General features: G+C 67.1%; 15 protein-coding genes and 1 tRNA gene. 5 read left to right on the top strand and 11 right to left on the bottom strand.

Features of this window, described 5'->3' with window-relative positions; genetic code table 11:
• Positions 1-217 precede the first annotated feature (217 nt).
• Together HH212_RS02080 and HH212_RS02085 are read left to right on the top strand one after the other, a co-directional pair.
• Positions 218-1144: a PAS domain-containing protein gene (locus HH212_RS02080; protein ID WP_169433868.1), complete on the top strand. Its 927-nt coding sequence runs from the start codon at positions 218-220 to the stop codon at positions 1142-1144.
• Between the two features lie 128 nt (positions 1145-1272).
• The gene (locus HH212_RS02085) at positions 1273-1470 is read left to right on the top strand and encodes a hypothetical protein (protein ID WP_169433869.1); all 198 of its coding nucleotides are present in this window, start codon (positions 1273-1275) and stop codon (positions 1468-1470) included.
• Position 1471: 1 nt separating this feature from the next.
• On the opposite strand, the gene HH212_RS02090 is transcribed toward HH212_RS02085, so the two are convergent.
• The 6 genes from HH212_RS02090 to HH212_RS02115 all read right to left on the bottom strand — a co-directional run bounded on the left by HH212_RS02090 (position 1472) and on the right by HH212_RS02115 (position 9535).
• Positions 1472-2989, bottom strand: coding sequence for a PepSY domain-containing protein (locus HH212_RS02090; protein WP_229217523.1), 1518 nt, complete (start codon positions 2987-2989; stop codon positions 1472-1474).
• A 29-nt stretch (positions 2990-3018) separates the two neighbouring features.
• The gene (locus tag HH212_RS02095) at positions 3019-5151 is read right to left on the bottom strand and encodes a TonB-dependent receptor (RefSeq protein WP_169433871.1); all 2133 of its coding nucleotides are present in this window, start codon (positions 5149-5151) and stop codon (positions 3019-3021) included.
• Between the two features lie 154 nt (positions 5152-5305).
• Positions 5306-5716 (bottom strand): DUF2946 domain-containing protein, encoded by a 411-nt coding sequence (locus HH212_RS02100; RefSeq protein ID WP_169433872.1) that lies wholly within the window; start codon positions 5714-5716, stop codon positions 5306-5308.
• A gap of 198 nt (positions 5717-5914) precedes the next feature.
• The gene (locus HH212_RS02105) at positions 5915-8143 is read right to left on the bottom strand and encodes an NADP-dependent malic enzyme (RefSeq protein ID WP_169433873.1); all 2229 of its coding nucleotides are present in this window, start codon (positions 8141-8143) and stop codon (positions 5915-5917) included.
• Positions 8144-8244: 101 nt separating this feature from the next.
• Positions 8245-8991, bottom strand: a complete 747-nt coding sequence (locus HH212_RS02110; RefSeq protein WP_169433874.1) for a transporter substrate-binding domain-containing protein — start codon at positions 8989-8991, stop codon at positions 8245-8247.
• 115 nt (positions 8992-9106) lie between these two features.
• A complete protein-coding gene (locus HH212_RS02115) occupies positions 9107-9535 on the bottom strand; it encodes a Fur family transcriptional regulator (RefSeq protein ID WP_169433875.1) in 429 nt (142 codons plus the stop codon).
• A gap of 243 nt (positions 9536-9778) precedes the next feature.
• On the opposite strand from HH212_RS02115, the gene HH212_RS02120 reads away from it, so the two are divergent.
• Positions 9779-12256, top strand: coding sequence for a TonB-dependent receptor domain-containing protein (locus tag HH212_RS02120; protein ID WP_169433876.1), 2478 nt, complete (start codon positions 9779-9781; stop codon positions 12254-12256).
• 229 nt (positions 12257-12485) lie between these two features.
• Here the strand turns inward: HH212_RS02120 and HH212_RS02125 are convergent, their stop codons facing one another.
• From HH212_RS02125 to HH212_RS02135, 3 genes are all read right to left on the bottom strand, one after another.
• Positions 12486-13826: a DUF2325 domain-containing protein gene (locus HH212_RS02125; protein WP_169433877.1), complete on the bottom strand. Its 1341-nt coding sequence runs from the start codon at positions 13824-13826 to the stop codon at positions 12486-12488.
• Positions 13827-13972: 146 nt separating this feature from the next.
• A complete protein-coding gene (locus HH212_RS02130; RefSeq protein WP_169433878.1) occupies positions 13973-14398 on the bottom strand; it encodes a TOBE domain-containing protein in 426 nt (141 codons plus the stop codon).
• Between the two features lie 23 nt (positions 14399-14421).
• Positions 14422-14949: a molybdopterin-dependent oxidoreductase gene (locus HH212_RS02135; RefSeq protein WP_229217524.1), complete on the bottom strand. Its 528-nt coding sequence runs from the start codon at positions 14947-14949 to the stop codon at positions 14422-14424.
• 257 nt (positions 14950-15206) lie between these two features.
• Here HH212_RS02135 and HH212_RS02140 point away from each other — a divergent pair, with 257 nt between their 5' ends.
• A complete protein-coding gene (locus HH212_RS02140) occupies positions 15207-15494 on the top strand; it encodes a CPCC family cysteine-rich protein (protein WP_169433879.1) in 288 nt (95 codons plus the stop codon).
• Here the strand turns inward: HH212_RS02140 and HH212_RS27025 are convergent.
• The gene (locus HH212_RS27025; RefSeq protein WP_211172442.1) at positions 15487-15819 is read right to left on the bottom strand and encodes a hypothetical protein; all 333 of its coding nucleotides are present in this window, start codon (positions 15817-15819) and stop codon (positions 15487-15489) included. The genes HH212_RS02140 and HH212_RS27025 overlap by 8 nt on opposite strands.
• Positions 15820-16111: 292 nt before the next feature.
• Positions 16112-16202: transfer RNA gene (locus tag HH212_RS02150), tRNA-Ser, on the bottom strand.
• Positions 16203-16434: 232 nt separating this feature from the next.
• On the opposite strand from HH212_RS02150, the gene HH212_RS02155 reads away from it, so the two are divergent.
• Positions 16435-16725 (top strand): KTSC domain-containing protein, encoded by a 291-nt coding sequence (locus tag HH212_RS02155; RefSeq protein WP_169433881.1) that lies wholly within the window; start codon positions 16435-16437, stop codon positions 16723-16725.
• Positions 16726-16748 lie beyond the last annotated feature (23 nt).

Consider the following 16748-nt stretch of genomic DNA (forward strand, 5'->3'; position numbering starts at 1 on the left):
ACGTATGCGGGCCGCCCGGCCCGGCCGCGCCGTGCGCTGCGCCACCCGGATCGGGTAGGCAGTGCAACCGTTCCGTTTCTTTTTCCCAATCCGGCAATCGGCATGCATGAAGTAACCGATGTCACCAAAAATCACTTTGATTAGTATCAAATTTTCTGTTTAGATGAGCTATATTTATGGTTGAACGATAACCATCGGTTACCAAGCGGAGAATACCGTGCTGGTTCCAAGCGCAGAAATCATGCTGGTATTGATGCCCCTGGCCGGCGTCACCGCCTTTTTGCTGGCGCGCCAGCAACAGCGCATTGCACGCCAGGGCCGCGACATGGACATCCTGCAGCGCGCGGCGCGCGACATGGAAGCCCTGCTCGACCATGCGCCGCTCGGTTTCGCCGTCTTCGATTGCCAGCTGTGCTACGTGCGCATCAACCGCATGCTCGCCGACATCAACGGCTTGAGCGCGGAAGAGCATTTCGGCAAGCAGCTGCGCGACGTGGTGCCCGAGATCGCGGCGGCCACCGAGATCAGCCTGCAGCAAGTGCTGCGCACCGGCCGGCCGATGGTCGGCCTGGTGTTCGAGGGCAGCACCGCCGCCCAGCCGGGCACGCGCCGCACTTTCCGCGAAAGCATGCATCCGCTGGTCGGACCGGACGGCGGCCTGCTGGGCGTGTCGGTGACCACCGAGGACATCACCGAGCAGACGCGCCTGGCGAACGCGCTGCGCGACAGCGAAGCGCGCGAGCGGCGCCGCGCCGCCGAACTGGAAAGCGTGCTGGAAACCACGCCTGCCTCGATCTTCATCGCCACCGACCGCGCCTGCCGCCACGTGCGCGCCAACGGCATGGGCCGGCGCATGCTGCGCCTGCAGCCGGCGGAAAGTCCGTCGCTGAGCGGACCGGGCATGCGCGCGTTCGACGTGGTGATCGACGGCCGCCCGGTGGCCGTGGACGACCTGCCGCTGCAGCGCGCCGCCGCCAGCGGCGAGGAAGTCTGGGGCCGGCACATGGCGATCCGTTTCGCCCCCGACGACCTGCTGCACATCGTCGTCAACGCCACCCCGCTACGCGACGAAACCGGCAAGGTGACCGGCGCCACCTGCGCCGTCCTCGAAACTTCCAAGCACCACTGTGCGACGGCCGGTTGAAGCCGGCGTCATGCCATTGTCATGATTTCGTAACAATTATTAACACAATGTTGGCGTAATGACGCGGTCGTGATATATCATTGATAACAAACAATGCTGTCTGCGGAAATTCCATGCGGACCGACATCATGACCCAACGACGAATCGACGAAGAAACCGGAATGACGGTCGAATACGCGCTCTTCCTGAAACAGACGCGCGGCCTCGGCTTCGCCCTGGCTTACCTCGACAGCTGCGGCGTGCCGTCCGACATATTGATGCGTACGGTGCGCGACCCGCTGGCGACGCGTCACCACGAACGCCGCCAGCAGCCGCGCTGCGCCTGATTCATCCCGCCTTTTTCGACGCCATGCGCAGCCGGCGCGCGCCCAGCACGGTCGCGGTCGCGCTCAGCGCCAGCCCGCCACAGGCGAGCAGGACCAGCACCGCCTCGCGCAGCCAGCCGGCATCCAGCATGGCCGGCAAGTCCCAGCTGTGCAGGAAGTTGAACAGCCAGCGCCCCAGCCGCTGCGAGCGGTCCATGCCCGATTCCACGCTGCCGGTGAACGGGTCCAGGTGCACCCAGGTCCGTCCTTCATCGGCATAGGTCACGCGCAGCACCGGCAGGCGCTTGTCGTCGGCGCCGTACATCGACTGCACCTGGCGCTTGTAGTAATAGGCGTCGTAGGCGTGCAGTACGTCGTGTCCCTCGACGGCGGCCGGCAGCAGGCGCCGCGCGGCCTGCAGCAGCGTTGCATCGGGCCAGCGCCGCAGCACCCGGAATGCCGTTCCCTGCCCCGCCTGCGTCGACGCGGCGTTTGGCGCCACCAGGCGCGTGCCGTTGCCGCCGTCGCGCGCCAGCAGGTAGGGCTGGCCGCCCAGCACGCGCCATTCGAGTTCGACGGCACCGAAGCCGTCCGCATCCAGCAGCGCCAGCGCGGCCGCCACGCCGATGTCCGGCCGCAGCTGCCCCGGGCGCCCGCCCGCGAAGGCGGCGGCGTCCGGCGCGCGCCCGCGCGCATCGAAGATGCCGAGCGGGTTCATCGACATCAGCCCGCTCAGGATCCAGCCGAACAGCAGCAGTCCGAACGCCAGCCCCAGCACGTGGTGCCAGTGCAGCACCGCTTCGCGGAACGGCGATTTGCGGCCGTTCTTGTAGCGTCCCTTGAAACGCCAGCGCCAGATGCCGTTCAGGATACCGGTGAATGCCGCCACCACGCCCAGCGCGGACAGGACGATGACGGTCCAGGTCCAGGCCGGATCGGAAGGCTGGTTGCGCAGCATGTACAGCCAGTGCAGCCAGGCGCCGGCGAAGTTCCACAGCCGCTGCGCGCGCGGCGCGTCCAGCAGCACCTGGCCGGTGGCCGACGACAGGTACAGCCGGGTCGCCGCCGCATCGTCCATGTCGACCACGTGCAGCGGCCGGTGGGCGTCGAAGGCGCGCGCATGGGTCCAGCGGTCTTCCATCACCGTGCCGGCGTAATGCGCGGCGGCGCCCGGCACGAAGACGCGCGCGCCGGCCAGCGCCTCGACAGCGCCGACCGGCCCGGCCGCCGCGCCGTCGAGCGCATCGACCGCCCGCACCGCGCCGTCGCCGTCGACCAGTACGTAGAACGGACGGCCGCGGATCGAGGTCAGCACCAGCGACTGCACCGCGCCGGGGGCGCGCGCATGCGCCAGCGCCGCCGCCGGCCCGATACAGCAGCCATCCCGGCGCAGCGCCGGCAGATTGGCCAGGCGTTCGGCCGGCGTCAGCTTCGGATAGCCGGCGAACAGCATGACCATGCCGCTGGCGAACCAGAGCGCCATCAACGCGCACATCAGCACGCCGGTCCAGCGATGCACCAGGAAGACGCTGCGTTTCATACGGCCAGCGAGTGCCATGCCGGCCCCGCTCAAAAGCGCTGGTCGAGCACCAGCTCGACGCGCCGGCTCGGCCCCGCCAGCCACTGGGTCGGCGTGTAGTAGGCAGTGTCGTAGTAGCGCTTGTCGAACACGTTGAAAGCGCGCAGCGCGAGGCTGGTGCGCGCCGCCGCCTGCCAGCGCAGCAGCAGGTCGGTGACGGTGTACGACGGCATGCGCAGGGTGTCGCCATTGTCGGCGAAGCGCGCGCCCACGTGGCGCAGCCCGGCGCCGGCGTTCCAGCCGGGCGCGACATCCCGGCCGAGCCACAGGTTGGCCAGGCGGCGCGGCACGTCGGGCGGCAGCTTGCCGGCGCGCGACACCGGCACGCCGTTGTCCTGCTCGGTGAAGTCGTCGAAGCGGGCGCGCAGCAGGGACGCGTTGGCGTCCAGCGTCCAGCCCGCGGCCAGCGCCAGCGTCAGGCTGCCTTCGATGCCGCGCGAGGAACGGCGTCCGACCTGGATGCTGCGCGCCGGATCCTGCGGATCGCGCGTGAGCAGGTTGTTCTTCCGGATGTCGTAGGCGGCCAGCGTCCATTCGCCATGCCTGTCCCAGAACGACCGCTTGGCGCCCACCTCGAACTGGCGCCCGCTGGCGTTTTCGAAAGCGCTGCTGGCCGGCGACAGGAAGAACAGCGCGCCGACCGGATCGGCCGCGCGCGCAACCTGGGCATACAGCGCCAGCGCCGGATCGGCCTGGTAGACCGTGCCCAGGCGCCAGCCGGTGTCGGCGAAGGTCTTGTCGTAGACCGGCACACCCGCCACCAGGTTGGTGCGCACCAGGCCGGCATGGTCGTAGCGCACGCCGCCCAGCACCGACCAGCGTTCGTCCAGCTGCAGCCGGTCTTCCAGGAACAAGGCGTACTGGCGCGCCGCGATACGGTAGCGCGGAATCGTCGGCTCGGGACTGGTGAACAGGCCGGCGATCGGATTAAAGGCATCGACCGCCGGCGGCGAGCCGACGTAGGTGTTGTTGGCGTGGGTGAAGCGGCTGCGGCTGAGATCGAACCCGCCCGAGACCTGGTTCTCCAGCCCGAACAGGCGGCCCTTGACGCTGGCATCGGTGGTGTTGCCGGTCTGCGCCTGGTCGTGCAGGATTTCGGTGTCGTCGGCACGGTCGACCAGGCGCGTGGCCGGATTCCAGACGTAGCTTTCGGCGTTGCGCCAATGGCGCCGGCTGGCGACGTGGTACAGGCGGCTGCGCACGCGCACGGCCGCGTTCGGGCGCCACTCCAGCGCCAGGTCGGCCCAGGTGTCCTCGTACGCAATCGTGCTGTCGGCGACGTTGTAGTTCTTCTCGCGCAGCGCCTCCAGCTGGCGGCCGTCGACCAGCGGCGTGCCGAAGTAGCGCATCGGTTTCTGGCGCCCCTGCGCCAGGCTGAGTTTCAGGTTCAGTTCGGGCGAGACGTCGAAGCGCAGCGCGCCGGACAGCGCATGGCTGCTGGACTCGCCCATGTCGACCCAGCCGCCGGAGCGCTCGCCGCTCGCGTCGACGCGGTACGACCAGCGCTCGTCGATGGCGCCGCCGCTGCCCGCGGCCAGGCGGCGCGTGCCCTGGCTGCCGACGGCGGCCTGCAGCTCGCTTTCCGGCGCCCTGCGCGACGGCTGCTTCGGGATCACGTTGACGACGCCGCCGATCGCGCCCTCGCCATAGATCACCGAAGCCGGCCCGCGCAGCACCTCGATGCGCTCGACCGACCAGGTGTCGAACGGATAGGTGACGCCCACGCCGCCGTACTGGCGCATGCCGTCGACCAGGCGCATCACGGACACGGTGTCGGTGAAGCCGCGCGCGGCCAGCGAGGAGCCGCCGTTGCCGGGATGCGGCAGGCCGCTCAGGCCGGGCGCACGCGTGATGGCGCGGGTGAGAATGGTGTCGCCGCGCTGCTCCAGCTGGGCGCGCGTGATGACGTCGACGCTGGCCGGCGTCTGCATGCGCGTGATATCGAGATGCGAGCCGGTGGCGGCGCGCTCGTCCAGGCGGGCGTTGTCCGCAGTGGCGCTGACGACGACTTGCGGGATCGGCTGCGTGGCGGCGCTCTCTTGTGCGGACGCCTGCTGGGCGTGGGCAAGCGGGATGGCGGCGGCGAGCGCGCTCAGCGCCGCCGGGATGCGGATGGGGTTCATGCTGGTTCCTGTACTGTTCCTGGGCTGTGATGCGATCGATGGATATAGCGGCGCGCAGGCAGCGGCGCACAGGCAGCGGCGCGCGGACGCAGCCGGGCGCGCAGGCACGCCGGCAATCCGGTCGATCACGGAGGCGGCGCGGGGCCGCGAAGGGTCAAGCCAGGAAAGGCGGTGCGCGCGCCTGCGCCGGCGACCACGAGAACAGCGGGCGCGGCGCCTGGAAGAACAGCGTGGGGAACAGGTCGTGCCCGCCCAGCACGGCGAACGGCGCCGGCACCTGCGGCGGCAAGCCGAAGCTGCCGGCGTGGGTGACGCAATAGCCGCAGTGCGTCATCCCCTTGATCAGCTTGTCGGAGGCCGATTCGCCGGACGGGTCCGGCGCGGCGGGCATGGCCATCGTTTCCATGCCCATGGCGGTACAGACTTCCAGGCCGGCGGACGGGTCCGCGGCGATGGGAAGCCAGGCATTCACGGCGTGGGAAGCCACCGGGACGAGCGCATTGAACAGGATCGCCAGGATGGCGATCCAGACGTACGCGACCCAGTGTTTTGTCGTCCTGACCATGCGGGCATTATAGGACACGTACGCGTAAACGTCGTCCCCGCGCAGGGTAAAGAATGCCACTGGCATTCTTTACCCCATACTGAGTAACCGAAGTCGAGATGCCAGCGTCTCGGCTTCATTATCGTCAGCATGGGTCCCCGCCTGCGCGGGGACGACGTAGGTTGGCGATGACGTTGGGCACCGGCGCCGGATGCCGGCTTACCCCTGGCGCACGCCCGCCACCGCCAGCGCCGTCATGTTGACGATGCGGCGCACCGTCGCGCTCGGGCTCAGGATGTGCACCGGCTTGGCCGCGCCCAGCAGGATCGGGCCGACGGTCACGCCCTTGCCGGCGGCGACCTTCAGCACGTTGAACAGGATGTTGGCGGCGTCCAGCGACGGCATTACCAGCAGGTTGGCGCTGCCGCCGAAGCCCTGCGCCGCGCCATCGGCCGATGCATCCGGCTGGTACAGGCGGCGGATGTCTTCCGACAGCGCGGCGTCGCCGTGCACCTCGCCGATCACCGCCAGTTCCGGCGCCGTGTCCGCCAGGATCCGGCGCGCCTCGCGCATGCGCTGCGCCGACGGCCGGTTCGAGGAACCGAAGATCGAGTGCGACAGCAGCGCTGCCTTCGGCTCCAGGCCGAAATGGCGCAGCTCTTCCGCGGCCAGGCGCGTGATCGCCGCCAGTTCCTGCGCCGAGGGCGCGTCGTTGACGTAGGTGTCGGTGATGAACAGGGTCATCTTGTCGAGCACCAGCGCGTTCATCGCGGCCAGCACCTCGGCGCCGGGCGCCGTGCCGATCTCGTTCTTCACATGCGCCAGGTGGCTGTCGTAGCTGCCCTTCATGCCGCAGATCAGGGCGTCGACGTCGCCGTTCTTCAGCAGACGCGCGCCCTGCAACGTGGTGTCGCCCTCGGCTTCGACCAGCGTGTAGTCGACGTCGCGGCGCAGGCGCAGGCCCGACTGCCTGATGGCCTGCTCGATCTCGCCGGCCTGGCCGATCAGCACCGGCCTGGCCATGCCGCCGTCGACCACGGTCTGCACCGCGCGCAGCACGCGCTGGTCGGCGGCTTCGGCGTAGGCGACCTTGCGCGGATTGGCCTTGGCCTTGGCGAACACCGGCTTCATGAAGAACCCGGTGTGGTAGATCATCTGGCCCAGCTTTTCGCGGTAGGCGTCCATGTCCTCGATCGGGCGCGCGGCCACGCCGGAAGCGGCGGCGGCGGCGGCCACGGCCGGGGCGATCGCCGCGATCAGGCGCGGATCGAACGGCTTCGGGATGATGTACTCCGGACCGAACGACAGTTCCTCGCCGGCGTAGGCAGCGGCCACGGCGTCGTTCGGCTCGGCCTCGGCCAGCTCGGCGATCGCGGTCACGCACGCCAGCTTCATCTCCGTGGTGATGCGGGTGGCGCCGCAATCGAGCGCGCCGCGGAAGATGTACGGGAAGCACAGCACGTTGTTGACCTGGTTCGGGTAGTCCGAACGGCCGGTGGCGATGATGACGTCCGGGCGCGCGGCCTTGGCCACTTCCGGACGGATTTCCGGTTCCGGGTTGGCCAGCGCCAGGATCACCGGCTGGTCCGCCATGGTCTTGACCATTTCGCCGGTGAGCACGCCGGCGGTCGAGCAGCCCAGGAACACGTCGGCGCCGTTCACGATGTCGGCCAGCGTGCGCGCATCGGTCGCTTGCGCGTAGCGCGCCTTGTTGGCTTCCATGTTGGCTTCGCGGCCCTGCCAGATCACGCCCTTGGAATCGGTGACGTAGATGTTCTTTTGCTGTACGCCCAGGCTGACCATCATGTCCAGGCAGGCGATGGCCGCGGCGCCGGCGCCGGAAGCCACCAGTTTCACGTCGGCGATGTCCTTGCCGACCACTTTCAATGCGTTCAGCAGCGCCGCGCTAGAGATGATCGCGGTGCCGTGCTGGTCGTCGTGGAAGACCGGAATCTTCATGCGCTCGCTCAGCTTCTTCTCGATGTAGAAGCATTCCGGCGCCTTGATGTCTTCCAGGTTGATGCCGCCCACGGTCGGCTCCAGCATGGCGATGGCTTCGATCAGCTTGTCGGGATCGTTCTCGGCCAGTTCCAGGTCGAACACGTCGACGCCGGCGAATTTCTTGAACAGGCAGCCCTTCCCTTCCATCACCGGCTTCGATGCCAGCGGACCGATGTTGCCCAGGCCGAGCACCGCGGTGCCGTTCGAGATCACGGCCACCAGGTTGCCGCGCGAGGTGTAGTCGGCGGCGGTGGCCGGGTCGGCGGCGATCTCTTCGCAGGCGTAGGCCACGCCCGGCGAATAGGCCAGCGACAGGTCGCGCTGGTTCGACAGCGGCTTCGTTGCCACCACCTCGATCTTGCCGCGCACCGGGCTGCGGTGGTATTCCAGCGCGTCCGCGCGCAACTGGGTGTCTTTGGCCTCGTTCAGGCTGCTTTCGGTACTCATCTTTTCTCCTGTGCCGGTGTCCGGCTAATTGTCGAGCTGCTGCGGGCGGCAAGACACACGCCCTGGATCTGTCGAAACATTCAATATTAGCCGAGCGTCACTTATTTTGCAGCGCTTTCGCCCAGCGGTGCGACCGAGGCGCCTTCGATGCCGTGGCGCGCCAGGGCCGCGCCGACGAAGCCGTCCGCCTTGCGCGCCTCGACGAACGCGGCCAGGAAGGCCGCCGCTTCCGCGCCGCGCGATTTGGGCGTGCCCATCGCCTGGCGGATCACCATGAAGCGTTCGTCCAGCAGGCGCAGGCCACCCAGGCGGCGCGCATCCGCCTGCAGTTGCTGTTTGACGCCGGCCGCCACGTCGGCACCGCTGGCGAGGAAGGTATCGACCACCGCCGGCGAAGTCGGCGCGCGCTCGATGCGCGCTTTCTGCAGGGAGCGCGTCAGGTGCAGATCGTATGCACTGCCCTTGCCCACCACCACGCGGTGCGCGGCGTCGTCGACCTGCGTGTTGGCGCGGATCGGCGAGCCGTCGCGCACCAGATAAAAACCTTCGATCAGCACGTAGGCGTCGGTAAAGGCGATGGCGGCGCCGCGTACCGGGTCGATGGCGAAGAAACCGATGTCGGCGCCTTCGGCAACCACCACGTCGACCGACTTGCCGGCCGCGTCCACCACCACCAGTTCCAGTTCCACGCCGAGCAGGCGGGCGAATTCGCGCGCCAGGTCGACGGAGACCCCGCGCGCGCCGTCCTGCGCGTCGGCGCTGGCCAGGATCGGGTTGCCGAGATTGATGGCGGCACGCAGGGTGCCGGCAGGGGTGAAGGCGGAGCGGATGGCGGGTGTCGGGGTCATGGCGTGAGCGGACGTGTCGGCGGTAGGAAATGCCGGAGATGCCGCGTCGCCGCGGCATCTCCGTTACCGATCAGTTTACGCGTATGCCGCGGGCACTGCACGCTTGACGTGCAGCTCAGCCTTTGCAGCGCGCGCAGGTGCCCTTGATGAGCAAGTTGACTTCCTCGCTGGTGAAGCCGGCCGGCAGGGTGACCTTGGGCGGCAGCGGCATGTCGTTCACGCAGGTGACGGTCTCGCAGCGGGTGCACTGGAAATGCGCGTGCTCGTGGCCGTGGCGGTCGGGATCGGCGCTGAAGCGCCACACATGGTCGGCCCCTTCGATGCGGTGCACGATGCGGTGCCCGGTCAGCCATTCCAGCACGCGGTACAGGGTCACCGCGTCCAGCTTCTCGCCCGGCAGCGCTTCCAGCACCTCGTTGTGGGTCAGCGGCCGGCCCTGCTCCAGCAGGAAGCTCAGCACGCGCATGCGCGGCCTGGTCAGGCGCGCGCCGGTCGCGCGGATCAGCGATTCGGCTTTCGATTCCAGGGTGGGAGTGGCGGTCATGGTGTGTAGGCGGCGTCGGCGCCTGGAGTGGCGCGGATCGGGGCATTATACTGTGGCCCGGCATCGGCGGCAGCGAGCGGCCATGGCGCCCGGTGTCGCCGCGGCGCACTTCGTTTCATGGCCGTATTGACAAGCGATCAGACGCGTGATTGTTTGGCGCTGCGGTCGGCGCGACGCGTTCGGCCGCGTTAAGTTCGCATCCTGGCCGCCAGCGCCGACAACAGAACAACCATCGCCGTCACCATGCCCTGCCTTCTTTCCGCCTCCCTTCCTCCGTCCCTGAAGCGCAAGGCGCTGCCCGCGCTGCTGCTGGGCTGCTGCGTCGCGCAGCCGCTGTTCGCGCAGACGGCCGCACCGGCAGCGCCACCCGAGCGCCCGCGCAACCGGGCGCCGTCGCCGGCAAGCGGCTCGGGGGCGCCCGCGCCGGGCACGCTGCCCACCGCCGCTCCGGCCCAGACGACCGCCGACGCCACGGCCGCGGGCACGCGCTCCGGCACGGCCGATCCCGAGCCGCAGGCCGGCGCCGCCGACGACATGGCGACCGTCGAAGTGGTCGCCTCTCGCCCGACCAACAAGGTCGACCGCGACGTGTACGACCTCAAGAACGACATCAGCGTCAGCAACGCCTCGGCGGCCGACATCCTCAACAACGTGCCCTCGGTCTCGGTCGACCAGGACGGCACGGTGGCGCTGCGCGGCAACCAGAACGTGCAGATCATGGTCAACGGCAAGCGCGACGCCCAGTTCCAGGGCCAGAACCGCGGCGACGCATTGAACGCCTTCCCGGCCGAGAACATCGAATCGATCGAGGTGATCAACGTGCCGGGCGCGGAATTCGGCAACGAGGGCGGCAGCGGCCCGATCATCAACCTGGTCCTGAAACGCAACCGCAAGCCCGGTTCGCGCGCCTCGCTCAGCGCCAACAAGGGCACCGAGGACCGCTACAACGGCTTCCTGAACGGAGAATATGCGGCCGGCCCGTATTCGATCAGCGGCAACCTCGGCGTGCGCAAGGCGCTGCGCAGCGGCCATAGCGAATCGCAGCGCGAAGACCTCGATCCGCAGACCGGCAGCGCCATCGGCGCCACCAACTCGGCCAGCGAGCGGCGCTCGCCCTCGACCTCGGTCAACTTCGCTTCCACCCTCACCTACAACGTCGGCGAGCGCGACCAGGCCGGGGCCACGCTGAGCTTTTCGAAGACGCAGAACGACAGCGAAAGCACGGGCAGCACCCGGCGCTTCGGGCCCGGCATGCTGCCGGCCGCCGATTATTCCACGCGCTCGACCAGCAGTTCGCCGGCGCAGAACTTCGGCCTGGGCGCGTCCTACGTCCACAAGAGCGGCGAACCGGGCGAGGAGCTGAAGTTCGACCTGCGCTACACCGGCCAGACCAACGACGCCGATGCCGACGTGTTCTACGACTACCGCCTGGCGCCGCTGCGCTACGCCACCGACAACCGCCGCACGACCGACCGCCGCAACCGCATCGTCGACCTGTCGCTGGATTACCAGCGCACCGTGTGGTCGACCTGGCTGCTGAAAGCCGGCGCCAAGGTGGCGGACAGCCGCAACGCCAACGGCACCGACTACCTGGCCGTCAACCCGGCCAGCGGCAACTACGAGCCGGTAGCGAGCCGCATCAGCGACTTCCGCTCGGACGACCGCAACGCCGCCGTGTACGGCATCCTCAGCACCAGGTTCTTCAAGGACCTGCAGGTCCAGGCCGGCATTCGCGGCGAATACACGGAATTGAAGATACGCCAGCCGCTGCTGGCCGAGGAAGACCATTACACCTATCTGAACTGGCTGCCGAGCTTCTACGCCACCCAGGGCCTGGGAGAACACGGCGGCGAGCTGCAACTGCGCGCGAGCCGGCGCATCGCGCGCCCCAACGAGCGCGACCTGAATCCGAACCTGGTCTATCTGAGCGACTTCTATGCGCGCCAGGGCAATCCGAACCTGGAGCCGGTCGACAACGATTCGTACGAGCTGGCCTACCGCGACAACTTCTTCAGCGTCGACACCAGCGTCACGCTGTATAAACGGCGCGAATCGCCGGTGATCGGCAACCGCAGCACCCTGCTGGCGAGCGACCCGAATGTGATCGTCACCACGCCGATCAACTTCGGCGCCAACGATTCGACCGGTATCGAACTGAATGTCAACGCGCGCCGGCTGTTCGTCCAGGGCCTGTCCGCCAACCTGGGCACGACGATCGGCAACGAGACGCGCATGCGCCTCTTCAATTTCAGCGACAACGTATCGGTGGAGCAGAAGAACCACCGCGAGAACGTGCGGCTGCGCCTTGCCTACCAGTTCGACGCCGAATCGCTGCAGCTGAGCGTCAACCGCAACGGCCAGAGCTTGAACGGCCAGGGCGTCAACGGCGCCACCACCATGACCAACTTCACCTGGCAGCACCGCTTTTCGCCGCGCCTGTCGCTGAACCTGAACGTGAACAACGTGTTCGGGGCGGGCAATACCGACAGTTATGTCGAGAACGAAGTGCTGCGCCTGCATTCGCTGTCGACCACCCAGGCGCGCATCTTCACGCTGGGCCTGCGCTACCAGTGGGGCGGCGTGACCGGGGACGAGCGCATCCGCAATGGCGGACGCGGCATGTTCCGCGGCGGGCCGGGGGGACGCAATGGCGGCGGCGGCGGGTTTGGCAATGGCAGTGGTGGGGGCAACAGCGGCGGTGGCGGCGGTTTCGGCGGCTAATATAAAAGTTGCGAAAAGCCGTCGTTCCAGGCATTGCCTAAAACGACTCCCAGCGCAGGCGCACTGCTGTCCAAGATAGTATTGCTGGCCTTAAGATCGTCGTCCCCGCGAAGGCGGGGACCAATGCTGAGCATCCACAGTTGGTATTTCTGAAATATTCCAGTTGCTTCAATGGTAGTGAATTCTGTTGCTCAGTATGGGTCCCCGCCTGCGCGGGGACGACGAGCAGTCAGCCGTGATGCAGGCAAAAACGCGCGGTGCCTGCCGAAGCAACCGCCGCACCAACCTGCCTTGCCCCGAACACGCGCTGCATCAGCAGCACGAAACTGGCCACGCCCGCCGAGCGCAGCGGATAGTAGGTCACCCCGGTTTGCTCGCACAGCCGCTTGATCGCGTGCATCGCATTGTGGCTGATGTAATCGACCGGGAACACGACCATGTCCGCGCGCGACAGCAACGCCGCCAGCGTGCCCGTGCGCTCCTCGATGCCGCCGTCGTGCAGCAACAGTTCGCCGCCGGCCGCGCCGACCAGCCGGTCCAGCGTGGCGGTGGCGCCGGGCCGTCCGCCGACGTAGGCGATGCAAGCGCCATCCAGGCGCGGCAGCGCGGCCTGGCTGCCGTCGCCGCCGTCGACTTCCAACAGGCGGCTCAACGCGTATTCGGCGGCGCCGGCCTCTGCGCGCGCCGCGCTCAGGTCCTGCTGCAGGCGCTCCAGGCTGTCGCGCAGCGCGCCGGCGGCCGATTCGCTGGCCGCCAGCTTGTGCTCGGCAGCGGCGTGGCGCTCCGCATGCAAGGCCAGGGCCGCATCGCGCTCGGCCAGCGCCGCGCGCAGGCGCACCACCTCGTCTTCCAGTTCGTGCGCCTGCGGGCGCCGGCATTGCGCGCTCAGGGCCTGCACCTGCGCCTCCATGGCGCGCAGCGCCTGCGCGTGGCCGACACTGAGATCGCGCAGGCGCGCCTGCTGGCGTTCGTCGCGTTCGCGCAGCGCTGCGCACTCGCCTTCCAGCGCCACCAGGCGCCGGATATCGGCCCGGTTGGAGGCGCCGACCAGATGCGACAGCATGTGCACGTCGCCGAACGCCAGCGCCCGCACTTCCGGCGTCAGGCACGGATGCGTCATCAGCGCCCAGTAGGCGCCGGGAATTTCGCCGCTGGCCATGGCGTCCTGCCACAGGGCACGCAATGCCGCCTCGTCGACGGCCGCCTTGAACTTGCGGATCACCAGCGCGTGGCGAGTGTCGAGCGCCTTGTTGATTTCCTTGCGCGCCGGCCCGCCCTCGCAGGTCAGCTCGACCGCGGCGTGGTGGATGTCCAGGTCGCTCGCCCGCTTGCGGTCGATGTGCGGCGCAAAGCGCGGGACCAGCCTGCGCAGCTCGGTGGTCGTGAGGCAGGTACCGATGATCGAGCAGTGCAGGTTCAGGTCGAGGTCGGCGAGCGTGCCGCGCTGCGGCCGCGGCGCCGGCTTCGGGACGGCCTGCTCGCGCTCGGGCGTGCAGCACGCGTCCGCTATCTGGTACCGGGCCAGTGTGGCGCCCAGAGGATGGACGTTGTGGCGGACGGGTTGGGCCATCGGAAAGAAAACTGGCGACGAGGTAGGCATGTGGACTCCAAAGCGCTATATATAGAAGTATATAGCGGTGAATATAGCGCATCCGACACGCGGATGCACGTGTCACGGATCAGCCGCCGAAGCGGCTGGCCACGGCTAGTACCCGATCAGGCCGGCACGCCGATGATGACGCTGGACGCCTTGAACAGGCCGGTGACCGGCACGCCGACCGCCAGGCCGAGCGAATCGCAGCTCTGGTTGGTGACGATCGCGGTCAGCGCGCCGCCACCCGGCAGGGCAATCGCGACTTCGGTATTCACCGCGCCGGTATGGATCGCATCGACGGTGCCCTTGACGCGGTTGCGCGCCGAGAAGCGCACGTCGCCCTCTTCCGTGACGAGGATGATCGACGACGACTTGATCAGGGCAATGGCCGGGGCGCCGACCTGCAGGCCCAGTTCCTGGGTGCTGCCCTGGGTGATGATGGCCACCAGCTTCAGGCCATCGACGTCCAGTTCGATCTGGTCGTTCACCGCGCCGCTGTGGATGGCGCTGACGGTGCCCTTGAATTGGTTGCGTGCACTGCTTTTCATTGGTTTTCTTTCGGTTGAGTGGATTAGTCGGCGATCTGGCGCACCTCGATGGCCTGCAGCCACTTCACGTGGCGCGGGCCGGTCTTGATGTCCTTGCCGGAGACGAGTGCCATGGGACCTTCGTTTTCCGGTAAAGGTTTGCCGTCGCGCTCGAACAATACCAGCACGCTGTCGCCGAGTGGCGAATTGAACAACTCGCTCCAGGAAAAAACGACCTTGTAGCCATCGGCGGCGCCGGCGATGATGGCGAGTTTCTTGACCATGTTGTGGTCGCGCGTGACGATCCTGGCTTCGTCGAGCAGGTCGCGCAGGCGGATGCCGCGCACCGTGCTTGTTGTGCCAGCATTCTTGTCGGTTAGTTGCAAGGAAACGATCTGCCCCATTGGACGTTGACGCAGTTGATCGACACTGAACGTGGCCGGATGTTCGACGCCGCCCGTGATGGAGACACTGCGGCTGATCGAAATGGGCGGTTTGCCGGCATCGGCGAAAGCCGGCGACTGGATGGTCAGGAGCATGGTGATCAGGACGAGGCAAAGACGGCGGCGCATGGACATCCTTTCAGGGCGTAAGAAAGAGCGCTGTATACTAGCCTATATATCGAAAAAGCCAGCGGTTGCCATAGCGAGATTTTCCGGTTCACCTTCCTCGATGTGGGTATGCAGGCCCCAGCGTTCCCGCCCAGTCCTCCTTTGTCGGCAACATGCCACCCGCTTTGTAAAACACTGCAAACGGTTGTAAAGCGCTGCAAACTTCGGGTAGCGCCGCCCGCGCGATGGCTAGAATGGCTCGCGATAGGAAAACGATCATGCACACCAAACTCCGGCAATGCGAATGTTGCGACTACTTCACGCTTGAAGGGCACGACAACGAACTCTGCTCCGTCTGCTTCTGGACGCAGAGCACCATCAGGTTCGCGGAATTCGACGAGCCATCCAGGCTCAACTTCGAGCTGACGCTGCGCGACGGGCGCTGCAACTTCCTGCGCTATGGCGCGTGCGCAAGCGAATTGGCGAGCACCATGCTGAATTTTGCCAATCGCCTGCGCTACCAGCAGATTGCGCGGCGCACGCCCATGTCGCTGACGATTACCTGAGGGCCGCGCGCTCTGCGACGGCGCCCTGCCGCTCGTACTCCACCAGGGCAACCTCAGTCACATTGCCGTTCGGCCAGCGCTCGAATGTCAGCACCAGGCTACCATCCCTCGCCTTGAACACGGCGTCGCCGGCCGGGATCACTTCGATGCGTCCGATGCCGTCGACTTCCGCCATGAACCGCCGCCCGACGGCCACCATCGTCAGCGTCCTGCCGTCCTTCAATTGGTATTGGCCGCGGAAGTCGTCGAACTGGTTGCTGCTCATGCTTGCTGCGGCAGCGGGAAGGCAGGCGGCGAAGAGGAGTGCAGCCATCCATCGTGTCATTTTTTTCTCCTGTAACGTCATCAACGCATTCGGATTGATGCGTTGTTTCGATGTCAATATAGAAAAAAACAGGATGTGGTTGCTGGTGAAATTGGATGAACGAGGTTTGCGGGCCGACGAGCGGCGGAATCGATGTGACGAACATGATTTGCATGCGCTCTCCAGTGATGCCGAAAACGCTGTTGAGCAAAGTAGACCGCAGATTTCCCTGGAAATTCCCAGGGGCTGTATGCGCATCGGCTTCGCTTGTGCCGGAAAAGAAAAAGCCCCTGAAATCAGGGGCTCGTATTCTTGGCGGAGAGAGGGGGATTCGAACCCCCGATAGGCTATGAACCTATACACGCTTTCCAGGCGTGCGACTTAAACCACTCATCCATCTCTCCTGATGGGTGTTCGCATGGTTGCGAAGCCGCCTATTATAACAAGGATTCTCGGCTGTACAAGGGTGACATGGAGGGCGGGTGTTTCGTGATGCACGCGCTGTTGGTATACCTGCAGCGTGAGCACTGCCTGATCCTCCCTGGTTGGCTCAGCATGGGTTCCCGCCTGCGCGGGAACGACGGCGGGGTTGGCGGTAGCATTCACGCCGTGAGATGAACCAACGGAGACACCACCATGGAAATGAAACGAATCAACGCCGGCAAGCTGCGGGCCATCGGGTATGACGCGCGCGAGCGCGTGCTGCGGGTCGAGTTCGACGATGGCAGCGCGATCGATCACGCCGGGGTCGGCAGCGAGGTATGGCGGCGGTTTTCGACGTCGGGGGCGGCGTGGAGTTTTTACCGGGACAATATCGAGGAAGAGTTCGCGGGCAAGCGCGGGCGGGCCGGGGTCAGTCCCGGGAAGCGGCCGGCGGGGTTGGATGCGCTGTTTGGCGGCCCCGGGCAGGATGCAGACAAGCGTTGAAGCGGGTTGGACGCGTGGCGTGA

This window comes from Massilia forsythiae, from assembly GCF_012849555.1.
In the GTDB taxonomy this organism is placed as follows: domain Bacteria; phylum Pseudomonadota; class Gammaproteobacteria; order Burkholderiales; family Burkholderiaceae_D; genus Telluria; species Telluria forsythiae.